Origin of the sequence: Pseudomonas sp. MWU13-2517, assembly GCF_023242545.1 — a bacterium.
GTDB lineage: Bacteria > Pseudomonadota > Gammaproteobacteria > Pseudomonadales > Pseudomonadaceae > Aquipseudomonas.
The window spans coordinates 202,924-222,666 of record NZ_JALMFA010000007.1 but is presented as its reverse complement, the minus strand read 5'-3'; the positions used below and the strand labels follow the sequence as shown (position 1 = coordinate 222,666).

Sequence of the window (19,743 nt, the reverse complement as noted above, 5' to 3'; positions counted from 1 at the left end):
CCCTCAAAAAAAGCGTTCGACTGCTGCGCGCAGTCGAACGGGAGCAAGCTCCCTCGTTACAGATAGCCCTTTATTCTGATACCTGTACGGCGGCGGCTCACGCCCGTACAATCCCAAGTCATTTCAAGTCCAAGCAACCGACAACGGCCTACCATGCGTACCAGTCAATATTTGCTCGCCACACAGAAAGAAACGCCTTCCGACGCGGTTGTGATCAGCCATCAGCTGATGCTGCGCGCCGGCATGATCCGCAAACTGGCCTCCGGCCTGTACACCTGGCTGCCCATGGGCTTGAAGGTGATGCGCAAGGTCGAAGCCATCGTTCGTGAAGAAATGAACGCCGCCGGCTCTCTGGAAGTGTTGATGCCGAGCACCCAACCGGCTGAGCTGTGGCAGGAATCCGGGCGCTGGGAAGAGTACGGCCCTGAGTTGCTGCGCTTCAAGGATCGGCATGGTCGCGACTTCTGCGCCGGCCCGACCCACGAAGAAGTGATCACCGACCTGATGCGCAACGAGCTGAGCAGCTATAAACAGCTGCCGCTGAACCTGTATCAGATCCAGACCAAATTCCGCGACGAAATCCGCCCACGCTTCGGTTTGATGCGTGGCCGCGAATTCATCATGAAGGACGCCTATTCGTTCCACGCTGACCAGGCGTCCCTGCAGGCCACCTATGACCGCATGCACACGGCCTATTGCAACGTGTTCACGCGCCTGGGCCTGAAATTCCGCCCGGTTGAAGCCGACAACGGTTCCATCGGCGGCGCCGGTTCCCACGAGTTTCATGTGCTGGCCGAGTCCGGTGAAGACGACATCGTGTTCAGCAACGGCTCCGACTACGCGGCGAACATCGAAAAAGCCGAAGCCGTGCCACGGGAAACGTCCCGCCCAGCCCCGTCTGAAGAGCTGCGCCTGGTGGACACCCCTGACACCAAGACCATCGCGGCTCTGGTGGAGAAATTCAATCTGCCGATTGAAAAGACCATCAAGACCCTGATCGTGCGCGCCGAAGAAGAAGGCAAGCTGATTGCGCTGGTGATCCGTGGTGACCACGAACTCAACGAAATCAAGGCCGCCCAGCAACCTGGCGTGGCCAGCCCACTGGTCATGGCCACCGATGCCGAACTGCGCGACGCCATTGGCGCCGGCGCCGGCTCCCTCGGCCCGCTGAACCTGTCGCTGCCGATCATCATCGACCGCTCGGTCGAGCTGATGAGCGACTTCGCTATTGGCGCGAACATCGACGACAAGCACTACTTTGGCGTGAACTGGGAACGTGACCTGCCGGTTCCGACGGCGGCCGACCTGCGCAACGTGGTCGCCGGCGACCCAAGCCCGGACGGCAAGGGCACCCTGGAAATCAAGCGCGGCATCGAAGTCGGGCACATCTTCCAGTTGGGCAACAAGTACAGCAAGGCGATGAAGTGCGAAGTGCTGGGTGAGAACGGCAAGCCGATTACCCTGGAAATGGGCTGCTACGGCATTGGCGTGTCCCGCGTGGTAGCGGCTGCCATCGAGCAGAACAACGATGAGAAAGGCATCATCTGGAGTGACGCCCTCGCACCGTTCCAGGTAGCCCTGGTACCGCTGCGTTACGAAACAGAGCAAGTACGCGAAGCCACCGACAAGCTGTACGCCGAACTGACGGCGGCGGGTTTTGAAGTGCTGCTGGATGACCGGGACAAGAAGACCAGCCCGGGCATCAAGTTCGCCGACATGGAGCTGATTGGCATCCCGCACCGGATCGTGGTCAGTGATCGCGGCCTGGCTGATGGCAATCTGGAATACAAAAGCCGGACCGAAGCCGAAGCCCAGCCATTACCGGTGGCTGACGTGTTGTCTTTCCTTCAGGCGCGTATTCGTCGCTGAAAACCAGATCAAGAGAAGTCATGTTCAAGCGAAACACCAGAGCCCTGGGGGGCGCCGCCTTGTGCGGCGCCCTGCTTGTCAGCGGCTGCGCTAACCAGATGTCGCAACGCAGTGAGCACGAGGAGCGGATCGAGCGCAAGTTGCTCGACCACAGCCTGCAGATCGATGTAGGCGAGCCCAAAGTGCTGGAACTGCCGCAACGCCGGGTTCGGATTCACGAGCAAAAGACCTTCGAGGTCACCGAATTCGAAGTGACCCGCCGTTATGATCGCTATACCCCCTACCAACCCTGGCGCAAAGTCTACGAGATGCCCCTGGGCGCCGTGGCCCTGGTGGCGGGTGCGGGAGCCAACGTGGCGAATATTTTCGCCCTCGGCAATCTGCCCACCAGCATGACACGCGACTGGCTGAGTTACGGCGTGGACGGCATCAACCCGTTCATGAACGTGCAGTCCCATGGCCGTGCGCAACAGAACCTGGCGGGTATCGATGAAGTCCAGCGCGACAAGCGCCTGGAGTATTCAAGCCTGCCCTGGAGCGAACGCCCGGTACAGGTCACCGCCGGCAAGCAAACCCATGAACTGACCACTGACCGTAATGGCGTATTGCGCCTGAACCTGTTGGACAGTCCGTTCGCCGAGCAGGATTTGAACCGGATCAGCACCCTGAAAATCAGCGTGGAAGATGGCCAGGATGACGTGCATTCAGACTCGACCCTGGCTATCAGCAGCACGTTGCGCAGCAAGTTACTCGAAGCCCATGGCCTGATTTACGACGATCTGGAAGACGACGAAGTCAACCAGTGGGTGCACCGGGTCAAGCGCCTGTCAGAGCTGGGTCTGGAAGAAGAAGCCAGCGAACTGGAACAAAGCCTGATCGAACTGACCCGCAATGATCCTGAGTTGCAGCAGGAATTCCTGCAAGCACTGACCAAGGATGCAGGGCGCCTGGTAGCGGACCCTGAGGCTCGTTAGGCCCTCAAGACCTTTAAAGATCCAAATAGGGGAGCGGGCTTGCTCGCGAAGGCGGAGTGTCAGTCGATACATTTATCCCTGATACACCGCCCTCGCGAGCAAGTCCCCACCTTTAACGCGCGGTTTCTACCAGGAAAACTCAAGCTGTTCGTTGCCGTTGCTCAAATCCAGCAACCGCACACCAATCCCCAGCAACCGCACCGGTTTGCCGCCGCGATTGAACGCCTGGGTCAGCAACTGTTGATAACTCTCCAGATCCCTCCCCGCCCCGGCCTGCTCCAGCGTCGTCTGGGTAAAGTCATGAAACTTCACTTTCACAAACGGTTTGCCCGCACGGTAGCTGCTGTCGATGCGCGCCATGCGTCCGGCCAGGGTTTCCATCAGTTCAGGTAGTTTTGCCAAACAACTTGAGAGATCGGGCAAGTCCACATCGTAGGTATTTTCCACACTGATGGATTGCCGTCGGCTGTCGTTCTGCACCACGCGCTCATCGATCCCACGCGCAAGGCTCCAAAGCCGCTCACCAAAACTGCCGAATTCGCGCACCAACGCCAGCTTGCTCCACTCACGTAGTTGCAGGCAGTCTTCAATACCCAGGCGCGCCAACTTATCGGCCGTGACCTTGCCCACACCGTGCAATTTGCTGACCTGCAACTGGGAGACAAAGTCTTCGACCTGGTCCGGGGTAATCACAAACAGGCCGTTGGGTTTCTTCCAATCGCTGGCGATCTTGGCCAGAAACTTGTTCGGCGCTACGCCCGCGGACACGGTGATGTGCAATTGGTTGGAGACACGTCGACGAATATCCTGGGCAATACGCGTGGCGCTGCCGCCGAAGTGCGGGCTGTCGGAGACATCCAGGTAGGCTTCATCCAGCGACAGGGGCTCGATCAGATCGGTGTAGTCACGAAAGATCGCCTGGATTTCCTTCGACGCTTCTTTATAGGCATCCATACGCGGCTTGACGATGGTCAGGTCCGGACACAGCTTAAGGGCGTGGCGTGAAGACATCGCGGACCGCACCCCATACGCCCGGGCTTCGTAGTTGCAAGTAGCGATCACGCCCCGGCGATCCGCAGAGCCACCCACGGCCAAGGGCTTTTGCGCCAGGTTCGGGTCGTCGCGCATCTCAATCGCGGCGTAGAAGCAATCACAGTCGATGTGGATGATTTTGCGCTGCGTCATATAAACGGGGTGTGATCCAACGGGCGGTCAGTATCGCATTCGCCACTGTATATAGCACCAGTAGTGTGAATCTTCCGCCCGAGCGGTAGGAAATCTCCAAGATGAATTTATTTTTTCAATCGAATTCAGCATGCCAATAGAGCTGAAAGCCTCGGCCAGACTGGCCCCGCGCCCTTTCCGAGCGTAGCTTTCAGAGCTAACCAATTGAAGCACAAGCGCTTTTTTTCAATACGACGGTTGACACACGGGCATTCCTCTGTAGAATGCCGCCACACAGACGCGGGATGGAGCAGTCTGGTAGCTCGTCGGGCTCATAACCCGAAGGTCGTCGGTTCAAATCCGGCTCCCGCAACCAAACATCAAAAAAGGCTACTCGAAAGAGTGGCCTTTTTTGTGCGTGTCCGTTTTTGCCCTGTATAAAAATTGTAAGACAAAAAAGCCTTCGCACTCACGTACTTACGAACAGGGTCAGGCACCCGGCGGCTAATTCACACTTATTTGACCCATTAGCCCATTAACGGTTGACACCTCGGCGCTGGGCTGTAGAATGCCGCCCACAGACGCGGGATGGAGCAGTCTGGTAGCTCGTCGGGCTCATAACCCGAAGGTCGTCGGTTCAAATCCGGCTCCCGCAACCAAACATCAAGAAAGGCCACTCGAAAGAGTGGCCTTTTTTGTATCCTATGAAAAAGTTCTTCTGAAACAATGGCATGGCATCTTTCATGAAACCGTACACGGTTTGCAGAGTCCATGTCATTGCAAGCTATGCTCAGTACTCAAGCACGACCCTCTACGACCAATGGCCGCAGTCGCCGCACCCGGCGATAAGCGTTAATATTTGTAATTATTTTGTCCATAGGGATTGGTAACTTGGCTGGATACCCCCATCCTGTCGCGCACAATCCACGAGGTGATTGATGCGCGCCAACTCGTCTGAACCACAAGACACCGTCACAGCAGAACAACCGATTACACCCACCCGTTTGCGTTGGATGGATCTGTTGAGCAAGTACCGTCAGCCCATCGGGCTGGCCGTCACCCTGTTGCTGTTCGCAATCGCCCTGATCGCCTGTCGGCACCTGTTGCTGGAACTGGATCTGTACGCCCTCCACGACTCGATCCTGGAAGTGCCCAAGCCGGCCCTGCTGGGTGCATTTGCCGCCGCGGTCGCCGGCTTCATCATTTTGCTGGGCTATGAGTTTTCCGGCGCCCGCTATGCCGGCGTGAAACTGCCCGCCAAGACCCTGGCCATGGGCGGCTTTACCGCCTTTGCCATCGGCAATGCCATTGGCCTGTCGATGCTCTCGGGCGGATCGGTGCGCTACCGTTTATATGCTCGCCATGGCATCGGGGCCGGTGAAGTCGCCCATATGACTGTGTTCGCCAGCCTGGCCCTGGGCACCGCCCTGCCGCCGCTGGCCGCATTGGCCACGCTGAGCAACCTGCCAGCGGCGTCCACCTACCTGCATTTGCCGCAAGGCTTGCTGGGCGGCATTGCCGCCGCGGTGCTGGTACTGTCGGCGGTGCTGTGCATCGGTATTTACCGCCGCCGCCTGCCGGAACAGCCTTATCCGGATAACCTGCTGGTCAAGGCCGGGCGACGCACCTTGCGCCTGCCGGGCCGGCGCCTGACTTTCCTGCAACTGATCATTACCGCACTGGACGTCGCCGCCGCCGCTACCGTCCTTTATATGCTGTTGCCCGAAGCGCCGCCGTTTGGCCCGTTCCTGCTGGTGTACCTGCTGGCCCTGGCCGCAGGCGTGCTCAGCCATGTACCGGGCGGGGTCGGCGTCTTCGAAGCGATCCTGCTGGCCGCATTCGCCGACAAACTTGGCGCAGCACCGCTGGCTGCAGCCTTGCTCTTGTACCGGTTGATCTACGTGGTACTGCCGCTGTTGATCGCGTGCATCTTCCTGCTGGTCAACGAAGCCCAGCGCCTGTTCCAGACCCAGCAGAGCCTGCGGGTTGCATCAGGTCTGGCGGCGCCGGTATTGGCCGTACTGGTTTTTTTGTCAGGCGTGGTCCTGCTGTTTTCCGGCGCAACACCGGAAATCGACTCACGCCTGGAAAACATCGGCTTCCTGATTCCCCACCGCCTGATTGACGCGTCGCACTTTGGTGCCAGCCTGATCGGCGTACTGTGCCTGTTGCTTGCCCAGGGCCTGCGTCGGCGCTTGTCCGCCGCCTGGATGCTGACCATGGTGCTGCTGCTGACCGGCGCCCTGCTCTCACTGCTCAAGGGCTTCGACTGGGAAGAAGCCAGCCTGATGATCATGACCGCGGTGCTGCTGGCGATCTTCCGTCGCTCGTTCTACCGCGCCAGCCGCCTGACTGAACTGCCGTTCTCGCCGCTGTACCTGGTGGCCAGCGTGTGCGTACTGGGCGCTTCGATCTGGCTGCTGCTGTTTGCCTATCAAGACGTACCGTACAGCCACCAGTTATGGTGGCAATTCACCCTAGACGCCAACGCCCCCCGTGGCCTGCGCTCGCTGCTGGGCGCGGCAGTGCTGCTGGTGATCGTGTCGCTGACCTGGTTGCTGCGTACTGCACGCCCGATCATCCACTTGCCGACACCGGATGAACTGGAGCGTGCCACCAAGATCCTGATGGCCTCCTCCCAGCCCGACGGCGGCCTGGCACTGACCGGCGACAAGGCCTTGCTGTTCCACCCCAACGACGAAGCCTTCCTGATGTATGCCCGTCGTGGGCGCAGCCTGGTGGCCTTGTATGACCCGATCGGCCCGACCCAGCCGCGCGCCGAAATGATCTGGCAGTTCCGTGACCTGTGCGATATCCATCATGCCCGCCCGGTGTTCTACCAGGTACGCGCCGAGAACCTGCCGTATTACATGGATATCGGCCTCACCGCGATCAAACTGGGCGAAGAGGCCCGCGTCGACCTCAAACGCTTTGACCTGGAAGCCAAGGGCAAAGAGATGAAGGACCTGCGCTACACCTGGAACCGCGGCACCCGGGACGGCTTGTCACTGGAGATCTTCGAGCAGGGCCAGGCACCGATGGCTGAACTCAAAGTCATCTCCGATGCGTGGCTGACCGGCAAGAACGTACGGGAAAAGGGTTTCTCCCTGGGACGCTTCAGCGACGACTACCTCAAGCACTTCAGAATTGCGATCGTTCGCTTCGAAGGGCGCCCGGTGGCCTTCGCCAACCTGCTCGAGACTTACAACCACGACCTGGCCAGCCTCGACCTGATGCGCGCTCACCCCGACGCCCCCAAGCTGACCATGGAGTTCATGATGGTTGGCCTGATTCAACACTATAAGAACCATGACTACGCCCGCTTCAGTCTCGGCATGGTGCCGTTGTCAGGCTTGCAACCACGTCGCGGTGCCCCGTTGACCCAACGTTTGGGCTCGATGGTGTTCCGTCGTGGCGAGCAACTGTATAACTTCCAAGGTTTGCGCCGCTTCAAAGACAAGTTCCAGCCCGACTGGGAACCCCGTTACATGGCCGTGCCCGCAGGACTTGATCCGCTGGTGGCACTGGCCGATACCGCCGCCCTGATTGCGGGCGGCTTGACTGGATTGGTGAAACGCTGATGATTCGACGCTCCTGGCGGTATGTATTGGCCATCGTAGTGCTGCTCGTCCTGATTGCAGGCGGTGGCTATTGGTACTGGAACCGCCCTGCCCCACAGCCGACCCTGGAGCAATTGCCCCAGGCCGATGGCTCGGTGATGACCCGCGTAACCCCGAACGGCACGCCGAAAGCCCGCGTGGCGGTGGCCGTGCCGGCCGACGAAGTCCTGACCGACAGCCAGCTGATTGCCCTGAGCCAGGGCGGCAAGGCACAAATCGTTCAAGTCATCCTGCCAAAGGGTGACTGCACGTTGCAGGAACAAGCGTTGCAAAGCGCTCTGGGCCAGCTTAAAGGCCCGGCGACCCTGGTCAGCGGGATCGGCCCGGGGGCTGCGCTCGCGTGGCGCTGGCTCGCCACACAGAACGACGACAAGGCCAACGCCATCTCCGTCGGTTTCGCTTTAGTGCAGGAAGGCTGCAAGGACCCGTTGCCGAAAACCGCCGCCCATGGCAACTGGCTGGTGGCCTGGAACGATAACCCTGACGACGAGAGTGCCAGTTTCGTACGTGATACGCCGCGCGCAACCACCAGCATCAGCGACTACGACATTCACTACCCACAAGTGCTGAACAACGAACTGCGCAAGCAACTGGTCGGTTCGGACAACGGCGGCCTGGCGATTCCGGTGGTGGAAGTACCGGCCGGCCAAGCCAAGGACACCGTCACCCTGTTTCTCTCCGGTGATGGCGGCTGGCGCGACCTTGACCGCGACGTGGCCGGTGAAATGGCCAAGATCGGCTACCCGGTGGTCGGCATCGACACCCTGCGCTACTACTGGCAGCACAAGACCCCTGAGCAAAGCGCCAAGGACCTCACCGAGCTGATGCAACACTACCGGCAGAAGTGGGGCACCAAGCGCTTCGTACTGACCGGTTACTCGTTCGGTGCCGACGTGCTGCCTGCCATCTACAACCGCATGCCGGAAAACGAACAGCAACGCGTTGACGCGATCATCCTGTTGGCGTTCGCGCGTACCGGCAGCTTTGAAATCGAAGTGGAAGGCTGGTTGGGCAACGCGGGTAAGGAAGCTGCCACCGGCCCGGAAATGGCCAAGCTGCCGGCTGACAAAGTTGTGTGCATCTACGGTGCCGAAGAAGTCGACGAAAGCGGCTGCACCGACAAGACTACCGTGGGCGAAGCCGTGAAACTGCCAGGCGGGCATCACTTCGATGAGAACTACCCGGCGCTGGCCAAGCGTCTGGTGGATATCATCGTGAAGCACCAGGCCAAGGACAAAGCCGAGTAATTCCAGGCGATACGCCAAACAAACTGTGGGAGGGGGCTTGCTCCCGATTGCGACAGGTCAGTCACATCACCTTTGACTGACCTACCGCGATCGGGAGCAAGCCCCCTCCCACATTTGTTTTGGGGTGTTGCCCAGATCTAGCGAGGTTCTATGTGTGCAATCATCAGTTGCACCGTTTCATTGCCTCGGAATTCGTTCACGTCCAGCTTGTAGGCCAGCTCTACCCAACGCACTGTCGGGTTGGGCCAGACTTCACGATCTACACCAAACGCAATGCCATCAAGCTTCACCGAACCGCATTCGCTCTTGAGCACCACCTTCAGGTGCCGCTCCCCGACAACGCGTTGTTCCACCAACTGAAACACGCCGTGAAACAACGGCTCGGGGAAATGCTGCCCCCAGGGCCCGGCGTGTCGCAGCGCCCGCGCCAGCTCCAGATGAAACTCTTCCACCGCCAGAGTGCCATCAGACAGCAGGCGCCCCGTGAGGTCTTCTTCACGCAGTTGCCGACGGACTTCAGCATCGAAAGCTTCGGCAAACAGTGGGAAATTCGCCTCGGGCAACGTCAGGCCAGCCGCCATCGCATGGCCGCCGTACTTGGTGATCAGGTTGGGGTGCTGGCTCGCTACGACGGCCAGTGCATCACGGATATGAAAACCCTGTACGGAGCGCCCGGAGCCCTTGAGCAGGCCATCGCCCGCATCGGCAAATGCGATGGTCGGGCGGAAATACCGCTCTTTCATGCGTGACGCCAGAATACCGATGACACCCTGGTGCCATTCCGGGTCGAACAGGCACAAACCGTAGGGCATCGACTCTACCGGCAGGTCTTTTAGCTGAGCCAGGGCCTCGCGCTGCATGCCCTGTTCGATGGATTTGCGATCCTGGTTCATGCCATCGAGTTGCGCGGCCATTTCCCGGGCCGCCGCAACGTCAGTTGTGAGCAGGCATTCAATGCCCAGGCTCATGTCGTCCAGGCGCCCGGCAGCATTGAGTCGTGGCCCAAGGATGAAGCCGAGGTCGGTGGAGGTGATCCGGGCGTGATCACGCTTGGCAACTTCGAGGATCGCCTTGATCCCCGGCCGGGCGCGACCGGCGCGGATGCGCTCCAGCCCCTGATGGACCAGGATGCGGTTATTGGCATCCAACGGCACCACATCGGCGACGCTGCCCAGGGCCACCAGGTCGAGCAACTCACCGATATTCGGCTGCGGCTTGTTGTCGTACCAGCCCAGGCTGCGCAAACGGGCGCGCAGGGCCATCAACACGTAAAAGATCACACCAACGCCGGCCAGCGCCTTGCTGGGAAACTCGCAGCCCGGCTGGTTCGGGTTGACGATGGCGTCCGCCGCCGGCAACTCATCCCCGGGCAGGTGGTGGTCAGTGACCAATACCTTCAACCCCGCCGCCTTTGCTGCCGCCACACCTTCGACGCTGGAAATTCCGTTGTCCACGGTAATCAACAGCTGCGGTTGGCGTTGCAACGCCACCTGGACAATTTCCGGGGTCAGACCATACCCGTACTCGAACCGGTTAGGCACCAGGTAATCCACATGGGCCGCCCCCAGCAGACGCAGGCCCAGAGTGCCCACGGTACTGGCCGTGGCGCCATCGGCGTCGAAGTCACCGACGATCAGGATGCGCTGGCGCTGCTCCAATGCCGTCACCAGCAGGTCTACCGCCGCGTCGATGCCCTTGAGCTGCTGGTAGGGAATCAACCGCGCCAGGCTCTTGTCCAGCTCGGCTTCCGACCGCACCCCGCGTGCGGCGTATAGACGGGTCAACAGCGGTGGTAATTCACCAAGAAACGGCAGAACAGCGGGCAACGGGCGAGGATCGATACGCATGGACGCTTGGGAAATCTCTTTGGGTAAGTGAGGAACTGGCTTGAAGCTTGTTTTCAACCGCGCTCGCCGGCCAGCCATTGCAATTGCACTTCGTGCTGCCCACGGTCGTCGGTGACGAACATCGTGCCTTCACTGATCATCACGTCCCACTTGATAACGCGGGGCATGTCCTTGGCCAGGGTCTCGAGGACATCTTGCGGCACGGCGGCGATGTGGACGTTCTTCAGGTTGTTGGCGACCGGCACAACTTTGCCTTCCCACACACGCAAGCTGCCATAGGCCAGCAGGCTGGTGCGCTCGGTACGGCGTGAACACCAGGTCAGGCGATCGGCGTCAGGTTGGCCGACTTCAATCCAGTGCAGTACACGGTCATCCAGGCTTTTTTCCCACAGGGCCGGTTCGTCTACATCTGACAGACCACGGCCAAACGTCAACTGCTCGTTGTACCAGAGGGCGTAGGCCAGCAGGCGCACAGTCATGCGCTCTTCGGTTTCCGAAGGGTGACGGGCAATGGTCTGTTTGACGCTCTCGTACACCGATCGGTCAAGGTCAGTGAGGTTGAGTTCGAATTTGTAGGTCGTGGACGGCTGGGCCATGAACGGGCTTCTAATAGACAGGGAAAGGTTGCCAGTCTAACCGATGCAGCGGCCATTCAACGAATACTGCGCTGCATCATCCTTATCCCTGGGCCGCTCGCCTATGTTAAAAGGCATCAAACCACCGTCCTGAGCAGACAAGGAACCCCATGTCGTTTAATGCCAAACCCCTTACCGGCTTGAAAGTCATCGAATTGGGCACCCTGATCGCCGGCCCGTTTGCCTCGCGCATCTGCGCCGAATTTGGTGCAGAGGTGATCAAGGTCGAATCGCCGGATGGCGGCGATCCACTGCGCAAATGGCGCAAGTTGTATGAAGGCACATCGCTGTGGTGGTTTGTGCAAGCGCGCAACAAGAAGTCACTGACACTGAACCTCAAGCATCCGGACGGTCTGGCGATCCTCAAGCAACTGTTGGCGGACGCCGACATCCTGATCGAAAATTTCCGTCCCGGTGTCTTGGAAAAACTTGGCCTGAACTGGGAAACCCTGCATGCCCTGAACCCCAAACTGGTGATGGTGCGACTCTCCGGCTTCGGCCAGACCGGGCCGATGAAGGATCAGCCAGGGTTCGGCGCGGTGGGCGAGTCCATGGGCGGCTTGCGCTATATCACCGGCTTCGAAGATCGTCCGCCGGTACGCACCGGGATCTCCATCGGTGATTCGATTGCGGCGTTGTGGGCGGTCATCGGCGCGTTGATGGCGTTGCGTCACCGAGAGGTCAACGGCGGCCTGGGACAGGTGGTGGATGTGGCGTTGTACGAAGCCATTTTCGCGATGATGGAAAGCATGATTCCGGAGTTCGACGTGTTCGGGTTCATCCGCGAGCGCACCGGCAACATCATGCCCGGCATCACGCCCTCCTCGATCCATACCAGTGCCGATGGCAAGCACGTGCAGATCGGAGCCAATGGTGATGCGATCTTCAAACGCTTCATGTCAGCCATTGGCCGTGAAGACCTGGCCAACGATCCGGAGCTGGCCGGCAACGATGGACGCGACAGCCGCCGTGATGAGCTATACGGCGTGATTGATCGCTGGGTCAATTCACTGCCGTTGGCTCAAGTGATAGAGGCCCTGAACAAAGCCGAGGTGCCCGCCAGTCGCATCTACAGTGCCGAAGACATGCTGGGCGACCCGCAATTTCTGGCGCGGGAAATGTTCCTCAAGGCACAACTGCCGGACGGCAAGGACTTCAAGATGCCAGGTATCGTGCCCAAGCTCTCGGACACACCGGGTAGTTGTGAATGGGTCGGGCCGCAATTGGGCGAGCACAACAACACCGTGCTCAATGAACTGGGCTACGACGCCGCCGCCATCACTCGTTTGCGTGAGGATGGCGCGATCTGATGACTCGCCGCACCCTGCGTTGGCTCATGCACTTGTGCCTCACCAGCGTGATAACCGTCGGGTGGCCGGTGTCGGCCAGCGCCGAAGACACACTGACTTGGCTGCTGCGCGACCTGCCACCGCTGACCATCTTCGAAGGACCGCAAAAAGACCAGGGGACCCTGGACCACCTGCTGCCGATGCTCAAAGAGCGCTTGCCGGAATATCACCATCAGGTGCTGCATGTAAATCGTGCCCGGGGCATGCAAATGCTGAGTACCCCGTCATTAACCTGCGACCCCTCGCTGCTGTGGACCGCGGAGCGGGCAAAGTACGTGGCGTTTTCTGCCCAGGCATTTGTGGTGCTCAGCAATGGAGTGATGATCCGGCGCAGCCAGCAGGAAACGCTGGCACCGTTCATCGTCGAGGGGCAGTTTGACCTGCAGGCATTTCTGCAAACCCCCAACGCCCGCCTTGGGGCCATCGCCGAGCGCAGCTACGGACCTGCGGTCGACGAGCGTCTCACGCATACCGACTCGCACAAACTCGTCCTGCATTACGGGAACGACGCCCTGGGCAGCCTGCTGCAAATGCAACGCCTGGGGAGGTTGCAAGCTGTGCTCGGTTACTGGACGGAAATCCGCTACCAGGCAACGCAACAAGGCATAGAGCCTGACGACCTGATGTTCCTTGCGATAAAAGGCGCTGCGCCTTACCAACGCATCTACATCGGGTGCTCGGACACCGTAGAAGGTCGTCAGGCCATTGCACGGATCAATCAGGCCTTGGAGGGTCTTCCACAGGCCGAAGTGCAGAACGCATATGCGCTGTGGCTCGACCCGGTCATGCGCGAACAGTATTTGCAAGACAACCCGCATTTTTTCCAGGCTTCGCCACTGCCCTGACAAATTTCGGGCAAAAAGAAACCCCGAGCAGTGGGGAGACAACTCGGGGTTAAACGTGGCCTACAAAGACCAGTACAACAAGCCACAAACACCGGAGCACAATGTTTGCTCTTGCTGCTAAAAAATCTGACCGATCATGCTGTGGGAAGTTTCCACAGATGAACAAATCTTCATGCGCGGGCTGTATTGCGGGTCTGGGCGGCGTTGCGCAAGGCAGCAATCACTGACGGCTCCAGGCGCCCTTCGGCAATCTTCAGGTCACGCAGCAGGCAATCCACCACATCCACCAGGACGCGCTTATCCGTTAATTGCGCGCGGTCGACTTCACGCTCCACCACGATAGCGCCAGCAGGGTTCTTCACAGTGACCAGGCACTCGTCCTGCACACCCGCGGTGGTCAGCGTAACCTGATAGGGGCTCAATGCTTCTTCGAGCAATAGGCTGATACTTTCCATCTCGATCACCACTCAATCATTCGAATAAGGTTCGAAAAACAAAACTGTCATTAAGGTGCTGACATTCAAGTGACCCTTGCTCAAAGCAGAAAGTTCGACCTTTATGTCGCCATCTGCCCGAGTCAGTCGAGCATGCACGGCAAAGATGACAGAGAGAAAACATTCATCAACAGGCTAAAATCCCTGGATTGTAATGGGAGCTTGTCTTGATAACCGCGTCTGATCAGCCACTGCGCATCATCCTTGCCGACGACCACCCGATTTTCCTGATTGGCCTGCGCGCCGTGCTGGAGGGGGACGAGCAGGTACGCATCGTCGCCGAAGCCAATTCGCCACAAGCCCTGGTTGAACTAATGCAAACCTGCGCCTGTGATGTGCTGGTGACCGACTTCATGATGCCTGCCGAGCCTCAGGCAGACGGGCTACGCCTGATCGGACATCTGCGCAGGCACTACCCCGATCTGCCGATTGTGGTGGTGACCATGCTTAATAACGCAGGCTTGTTTCACGCCATCCTGGAACTGGGTGTCATGGGTTTGCTGAGCAAGGCCAGCCTGGCGAATGAGCTGCCCGAAGCGATCCGACACGCCCGACAACGACGCACCTATGTGGCTCAGGTCATTCGCCAGACGCTGAGCCTCGCGGGGGAAGTCGGCGCTGATTGCCTGCATTCCCAGCAACAGCTATCACCTCGAGAACTGGAGGTGATCCGCCTGTTGGGCGCCGGGTTGACCGTGGGCGAGATCGCCACACAGTTGCATCGCAGCAAACAGACCGTCAGCGCGCAGAAAGTCAGCGCCATGCGCAAGCTTGGCCTGGGTAACGATGCTGCGCTGTTTATCTATGTACAGGAACATGGACTGGCGTAGCCTGAAACATGATCCACTGCTTGAGTGCCTCGACCTCCATTGGTCGTGCAATAAAACAGCCTTGCAGCCAGGCCACTCCGAGCTTGCCGGCTGCGTGATAGTCCGCGGCAGTTTCCACCCCGGTGATCACCACCCCAATGCCCAAATGCGCAGCCATGCTCATGGCGCCGGCCACTATTGCAGCCTTGCGGTCATCCCCGGCCATGCCACTGGCAAATGCGGGCGGGATTTTCAGCTCAGTGAAGGGTAACTCCAGCAAGCTCTGCAGGCTTGTGCCACCCATGCCGAAATCGCCAATAGACAACTTGCATCCCATCATGCGCAGGCGCAGCAGGCCGGTGACGTGAGCACTGTCGGTTTTCAACCTTGAGGTGTCCACCAACTCAAGCGTCAGCCCATGGGCAGGCACGCCATGCAGTTGCAGCAGACTTTGCAGAACTTGGGGAAAGTGCTCTCGCTCAAGCATCCTCCCGGGAATATTCACCGCCACCTGCAACAGGTGGCCGGTCTGGCCCATGACCTGACCAGCCAGGCCCAGCGCCTGCTCCAGCACGTGCCAGGTAAAGGCTTCCTCCATGCCGGCGAATTCCAGCACCGGCAAGAAAGCGTCAGGCAACAGCAGCTCTTGCTCGTCCAACTGCCAACGGGCCAATGCCTCCACCCGTTGCAGCTCGCCTGCCTGGTTGACGATCGGCTGGAACCAGACCCTGCCGGATCGAACGATGCTGGCCTGGCTGGTATCGGCCGAGGGCGGCAACGGTTCGTGTTCGCCCAGATCCAGCAAATGACGCACTCTTGCCCATGAGGTCACCGGCTGCCCCGCACGCAAGCGCTCCTGGCAGTCCGTCAACACCTGGCCGATCAGCTTCGCTGAGGCAGGTTTGGGCAAGCACGCCATCACGTTCAGCCCTTGTTGCCGCGCCATGTTGGCCACACCTTGCAGCACGTCCGGCTCGGCGTTGCTGAGCAGAATAAGCACTTGGGCCAGACTGCGCTCGGCCAGTTCGCGGATCAACTCAAGACTATCACCTTGCTCCAGATAGAGATCGCAGATCGCGATGTCCACCGGTCCCTTGCTGTCGAGGGATTGGCGGGCAGTCTCGACCGTCTCGGCGGTGAGTACATTGAACACACCGTTGGCGTTGAGCATCTGGTGCAGCGCCATCAATTGAAAAGGATTGTCTTCAAGGATCAGCACTTTAAGGGAACGCATGGGCAACTCTGTCGGTATCGGGCAAAGACCGGCACAGTAACCAAAAGCCGCATGGCGCCCCATAGGACCAGTCCTAATCGTGAACTTGCAGATAGGGTTGCAAATCACGACTTAACGTCATCATAGCTTGGGACAGCGTTGACCAAGGAGCCTCAAGCCCGTGGCCACGTGACTCACGCGCGCAGCTTTCCAGGGCCATGCACGCCCTGGCCAGCGGCAGGGCATCCACCAACGAGCAAATGCCCTTGAGACGATGCAACGAAGCGCTCAAACGTGCCATGTCCTGCTCGGCCAAGGCCAATCCCAAGACCTCATGTTCGCGGTCCAGGCTCTTTGCCAACTCTCGCAACATGCTGTGCAGCACCGCTCCGTTCGCCTGAGTCATGGTGCGCAACGTGCAAATATCGAACGAGCGCTGCGCCGTCGCACGCGTGAGCACCTGGGCCCAGTGCTGCAGCGTGATCGGCTTGACCAACAGTTCATCCATCCCGGCCTCTTCGCCGTGTCGTTGCTCTTCTTTCATCGCATTCGCGGTGCAACCTATCAGCAGACAAGCAGGACGTTGCTCGTCGGCTTCAATACGCCGGATCGCTTTGCTCAATCCATAACCGGACATGCCCGGCATCTGGCAATCGGTCACCAGCACATCAAAGCGTTGCTCACGCCAACAGCGCAAAGCAGCTTGTGCTGAATCGACGGCGATAACCTGATGACCGAGAAACTGCAACTGCTGCACCAGCACCATGCGGTTAGCCGCCAGGTCGTCGACCACCAACACCGACAACGTGTGGCCTGTTTGCAGCAGGGTAGCGGTGGGCGTGGCTGCCACGTCATCGGTGCTGACCCGAACCAAATGCAAGTCAATACACACCGCTGTGCCCTCGCCAATAGCACTGTCAAGGCGAATACGACCGCCCATCAACTCCACCAACTGCTGACAGATACTCAAACCCAAGCCAGTGCCACCGTGTCCGGCAGCGCTCAACTCAATCGACTGAACAAACGGCTTGAATACCCTCGCCTGCTGAGCAACGTCGATACCCGGGCCGCTGTCCTCGACGCACAGATGCAGGTATTCAGCATCAGCCTCATCGTGCCGACAGGTGACACTGACATGCACCCCGCCCCGCTCTGTAAATTTCAGCGCATTGCCCAACAGGTTGTGCATGACTTGGCGCAAACGCAGCGGGTCGAACCAGTAGTAGCCCTGCGCCGCGGGGTCAAACGCCAGGGTCAGATGAAGGCCTTTTTTTTTCGCCGTAGCTTCGAACAACCGCTGGATGCCTTCGAAGAATCCTTTCAATTCGGTCGATTGCGGCGCCAGCTGCATGTGACCGGCCTCGATCTTGGCGAGATCCAGGCTGTCGCCCATCAACTCGATCAGTTCATGTGCCGAACGGTGGGCAACCTGCAACCCTTCGGACACGGGCAGTCCGGCGGCCTGGCAGCGCTGCTGTTCCAATTCCAGCAGACCAATAATGGCGTTCATTGGCGTACGGATTTCGTGGCTCAATGTGGAAAGAAACGCGCTTTTTGCGTAGCTGGCTTGGTCGGCGGCCCGGCGCGCCTCCATCAACTGATGTTCAAGGACTTTACGTGCATTGATGTCAATCCAACCGCCCAGCAATCCGCACAAGCGTCCCTCGGCGTCGAAGAACGGCACAGTCCACTGGTAGACGTGAAAGCTGCCACCGTTGAACTCCAGCTCTCGGTCCACAAATAGCGGCTGTTGCGTGACCAACTGCTCCATATGGCTGGCGTGCAAGCGTGCGGCAGTGGCCTCGGGCATCAACCCGCTGTCCATGAGTGTCAGGCCTTGAATCTGTTCGAGACGGGTTGCCAACTGCTGTTCATAACTTTTGTTGCAGGTCACCAGGCGCCCAGCCAGGTCGCGGACAAACAGCGGGTTGGGCATACCATCCAACAGGGCGCGCTTGAACGCCAACTGGTCATTGAGACGGGCTTCGGCCTCCAGCCGCTGGCGTATCTGGCCCTTGAGCCGGCTGTTCCAGACCAGAGATACCAGTACAAACAGGATCGCCATCGCCACTGTCCAATAGACCCAGGCCGGTACACGTTGCCAGGCTGGCACGGGCAGCGCCACCGCACCGATCCAGCGCAGACGCAAAGCGCTCAACTCGGCGACCGGCATGGCCTCCAAAGCCTTGTTCAGAATACTCAGCAGCTCAGTCTGATCCTTGCGCACCGAAAAGCTGCTGGCCGACCACTTGCCATCCACACTGCGACCAATCCGTAAATCATTCTGTGGATAGCTTTGCACTTCCGCTTCGGTCTGCAACGTGGCCGCCGCCTCACCACGTCGCACCCGGTCACGTGCCTCAACATAATTGCTCACCAAGCGCAGATGGATGTCCGGATGCTCCTGGCGGATGTAGCTCTCCAACACGTGCCGAGCCGGCAGAGCCAGAACCTTGCCGGCCAACTGAGCCAAACCGGTCAACGGCGTCGCATCAACCGGTTCGACAAACACCCAGCCTGAGCCACCGAAACCGTGACTGAAATTGAGCAGTGCCCTGCGCTCCTGATTTTCGGCCAGGGTAGTGTTCATTTCTGCCCTACCGGTTTCGAGCCAGTCAAGCGTTTCGGCGGTGGAGTTCACCTCTTCAAAGACAAACTGCAAACCGGTCATGCGGGAAATACGGTTGAGCAAGTCGACGTTCAAGCCTACCCAACGCGCGTCGTTGTCCTTGAACACGTAGGGCGATAACTGCTGAGCTACCACCACCACATGCGGGTGCTGTAACACCCACCTGCGCTCAGAAGCCGATAACTCGATACGTTCGGCACCTATACCGACGCCGAGCCCGGTGGTCCAACGGGCGAGGATTTCCCGCTGCACAGATTCGTCGATGCTCTCGAGCGCACGGTCCATCATCGCCCCCAGCAAAGGGTCGGCCCGACGGGTGGCGAAGGCGAAACCGATGGGTGGCAAGCGGCTTTCTTCTTTGATCTGCAGGCCCAGATATGGCCGTAGCGATTTGTAGGCGCGCACAATCACTTCATTGCCGATAAACGCATCGGCGTCGCCCTGCTTGAGTGCTTCAAGGCCGCTGTAGAGGTTGGGCGCAAGCATAATCTGACTGTCAGGGTAGGCGGCGTGCACGTTCTCGACATTGGCATATCCGTCGAGCAGCACCACCCTCTTACCCGCCAGGTCATCGCTCTGGATATCATCGCGGCGCAACACCACCACCGAACAGTCGGGCATGTAATCCCGGGTAAACTGCAAGCCTTGCACATTGCGCTCATAACCATTGGCGCTGGTGAGAATATCGATAGCGCCGCTGCGCAGCGCTTCAACCGCCTGGGCACGTTCGGCAAAGCCCAGCACCTGCATCGGCACACCGAGGCGCGCGCCGACCAGACTCAGGTAGTCAGCACTGATGCCTTGGTAGCGATTGCGGTCGCGGGTGATATCAATCGGCTGGTAATCATCAATGGAAATGCCCACCTTCAATACCCGGTGGGCCGCCAGCCACTGTTGCTCCACCGGAGCCAGGGGCAAAGGCTCCAGCGGGATAAACGCCGGCACCAGCTTGAACGGCAGGCTGACAGCAGCCATGCCCACTGGCAGATAGCCAAGCAGCAACACGCACGCAAGCCGTACTGCCACCCATTGGATCAAAACATGCACC

The 19,743-nt window shown here is 59.4% G+C and carries 13 protein-coding genes and 2 tRNA genes; 9 read left to right on the top strand and 6 right to left on the bottom strand.

Annotation, left to right across the window (positions count from 1 at the left end; all coding sequences use genetic code 11):
- The first annotated feature begins 153 nt into the window (after positions 1-153).
- Together M5B97_RS12495 and M5B97_RS12490 are read left to right on the top strand one after the other, a co-directional pair.
- Entirely contained in the window at positions 154-1,869 is a 1,716-nt protein-coding gene (locus M5B97_RS12495) for a proline--tRNA ligase (protein WP_248731612.1), read from the top strand.
- A gap of 20 nt (positions 1,870-1,889) precedes the next feature.
- Positions 1,890-2,843, top strand: a complete 954-nt coding sequence (locus tag M5B97_RS12490; protein ID WP_248731611.1) for a hypothetical protein — start codon at positions 1,890-1,892, stop codon at positions 2,841-2,843.
- A 126-nt stretch (positions 2,844-2,969) separates the two neighbouring features.
- Here the strand turns inward: M5B97_RS12490 and dinB are convergent, their stop codons facing one another.
- Positions 2,970-4,028 (bottom strand): DNA polymerase IV, encoded by a 1,059-nt coding sequence (gene dinB / locus M5B97_RS12485; protein WP_123715785.1) that lies wholly within the window; start codon positions 4,026-4,028, stop codon positions 2,970-2,972.
- A gap of 278 nt (positions 4,029-4,306) precedes the next feature.
- Here dinB and M5B97_RS12480 point away from each other — a divergent pair.
- The 4 genes from M5B97_RS12480 (at position 4,307) to M5B97_RS12465 (ending at position 8,874) form a co-directional block, all read left to right on the top strand.
- Positions 4,307-4,383 (top strand) — tRNA-Met (locus M5B97_RS12480).
- Between the two features lie 206 nt (positions 4,384-4,589).
- Positions 4,590-4,666, top strand: a tRNA-Met gene (locus tag M5B97_RS12475).
- Between the two features lie 279 nt (positions 4,667-4,945).
- Positions 4,946-7,588 (top strand): bifunctional lysylphosphatidylglycerol flippase/synthetase MprF, encoded by a 2,643-nt coding sequence (gene mprF / locus M5B97_RS12470; RefSeq protein ID WP_123715786.1) that lies wholly within the window; start codon positions 4,946-4,948, stop codon positions 7,586-7,588.
- The gene (locus tag M5B97_RS12465) at positions 7,588-8,874 is read left to right on the top strand and encodes an AcvB/VirJ family lysyl-phosphatidylglycerol hydrolase (RefSeq protein WP_248731610.1); all 1,287 of its coding nucleotides are present in this window, start codon (positions 7,588-7,590) and stop codon (positions 8,872-8,874) included. Before mprF ends, M5B97_RS12465 begins: the two co-directional genes overlap by 1 nt.
- Positions 8,875-9,011: 137 nt before the next feature.
- On the opposite strand, the gene recJ is transcribed toward M5B97_RS12465, so the two are convergent.
- On the bottom strand, positions 9,012-10,721 hold the full coding sequence (recJ, locus tag M5B97_RS12460; RefSeq protein WP_248731609.1) for a single-stranded-DNA-specific exonuclease RecJ: 1,710 nt from the start codon (positions 10,719-10,721) through the stop codon (positions 9,012-9,014).
- 53 nt (positions 10,722-10,774) lie between these two features.
- Complete coding sequence (locus M5B97_RS12455; RefSeq protein WP_123715789.1) at positions 10,775-11,317, bottom strand: YaeQ family protein; 543 nt, start codon at positions 11,315-11,317, stop codon at positions 10,775-10,777.
- A 149-nt stretch (positions 11,318-11,466) separates the two neighbouring features.
- On the opposite strand from M5B97_RS12455, the gene M5B97_RS12450 reads away from it, so the two are divergent.
- Together M5B97_RS12450 and M5B97_RS12445 are read left to right on the top strand one after the other, a co-directional pair.
- Positions 11,467-12,666, top strand: a complete 1,200-nt coding sequence (locus M5B97_RS12450) for a CaiB/BaiF CoA-transferase family protein (protein WP_134660153.1) — start codon at positions 11,467-11,469, stop codon at positions 12,664-12,666.
- Complete coding sequence (locus tag M5B97_RS12445; RefSeq protein WP_248731608.1) at positions 12,666-13,550, top strand: TIGR02285 family protein; 885 nt, start codon at positions 12,666-12,668, stop codon at positions 13,548-13,550. Before M5B97_RS12450 ends, M5B97_RS12445 begins: the two co-directional genes overlap by 1 nt.
- Before the next feature lie 170 nt (positions 13,551-13,720).
- Here the strand turns inward: M5B97_RS12445 and M5B97_RS12440 are convergent, their stop codons facing one another.
- Positions 13,721-14,005 (bottom strand): DUF3509 domain-containing protein, encoded by a 285-nt coding sequence (locus tag M5B97_RS12440; RefSeq protein ID WP_123715792.1) that lies wholly within the window; start codon positions 14,003-14,005, stop codon positions 13,721-13,723.
- A 206-nt stretch (positions 14,006-14,211) separates the two neighbouring features.
- On the opposite strand from M5B97_RS12440, the gene M5B97_RS12435 reads away from it, so the two are divergent.
- A complete protein-coding gene (locus M5B97_RS12435; protein WP_134660156.1) occupies positions 14,212-14,874 on the top strand; it encodes a response regulator transcription factor in 663 nt (220 codons plus the stop codon).
- Here the strand turns inward: M5B97_RS12435 and M5B97_RS12430 are convergent.
- Both M5B97_RS12430 and M5B97_RS12425 read right to left on the bottom strand, forming a co-directional pair.
- A complete protein-coding gene (locus M5B97_RS12430; RefSeq protein WP_134660157.1) occupies positions 14,843-16,087 on the bottom strand; it encodes an EAL domain-containing response regulator in 1,245 nt (414 codons plus the stop codon). The two genes, M5B97_RS12435 and M5B97_RS12430, sit on opposite strands and share 32 nt — an antisense overlap.
- A gap of 73 nt (positions 16,088-16,160) precedes the next feature.
- The gene (locus tag M5B97_RS12425) at positions 16,161-19,742 is read right to left on the bottom strand and encodes a transporter substrate-binding domain-containing protein (protein WP_248731607.1); all 3,582 of its coding nucleotides are present in this window, start codon (positions 19,740-19,742) and stop codon (positions 16,161-16,163) included.
- Position 19,743 lies beyond the last annotated feature (1 nt).

Bases quoted from the DNA above. Each gene is read 5' to 3' on its own strand.
- dinB (WP_123715785.1), bottom strand. From the start codon at position 4,028: ATGACGCAGCGCAAAATCATCCACATCGACTGTGATTGCTTCTACGCC.
- M5B97_RS12495 (WP_248731612.1), top strand. From the start codon at position 154: ATGCGTACCAGTCAATATTTGCTCGCCACACAGAAAGAAACGCCTTCC.
- M5B97_RS12450 (WP_134660153.1), top strand. From the start codon at position 11,467: ATGTCGTTTAATGCCAAACCCCTTACCGGCTTGAAAGTCATCGAATTG.
- M5B97_RS12455 (WP_123715789.1), bottom strand. From the start codon at position 11,317: ATGGCCCAGCCGTCCACGACCTACAAATTCGAACTCAACCTCACTGAC.
- M5B97_RS12490 (WP_248731611.1), top strand. From the start codon at position 1,890: ATGTTCAAGCGAAACACCAGAGCCCTGGGGGGCGCCGCCTTGTGCGGC.
- M5B97_RS12430 (WP_134660157.1), bottom strand. From the start codon at position 16,087: ATGCGTTCCCTTAAAGTGCTGATCCTTGAAGACAATCCTTTTCAATTG.
- M5B97_RS12440 (WP_123715792.1), bottom strand. From the start codon at position 14,005: ATGGAAAGTATCAGCCTATTGCTCGAAGAAGCATTGAGCCCCTATCAG.
- M5B97_RS12445 (WP_248731608.1), top strand. From the start codon at position 12,666: ATGACTCGCCGCACCCTGCGTTGGCTCATGCACTTGTGCCTCACCAGC.
- recJ (WP_248731609.1), bottom strand. From the start codon at position 10,721: ATGCGTATCGATCCTCGCCCGTTGCCCGCTGTTCTGCCGTTTCTTGGT.
- M5B97_RS12465 (WP_248731610.1), top strand. From the start codon at position 7,588: ATGATTCGACGCTCCTGGCGGTATGTATTGGCCATCGTAGTGCTGCTC.
- mprF (WP_123715786.1), top strand. From the start codon at position 4,946: ATGCGCGCCAACTCGTCTGAACCACAAGACACCGTCACAGCAGAACAA.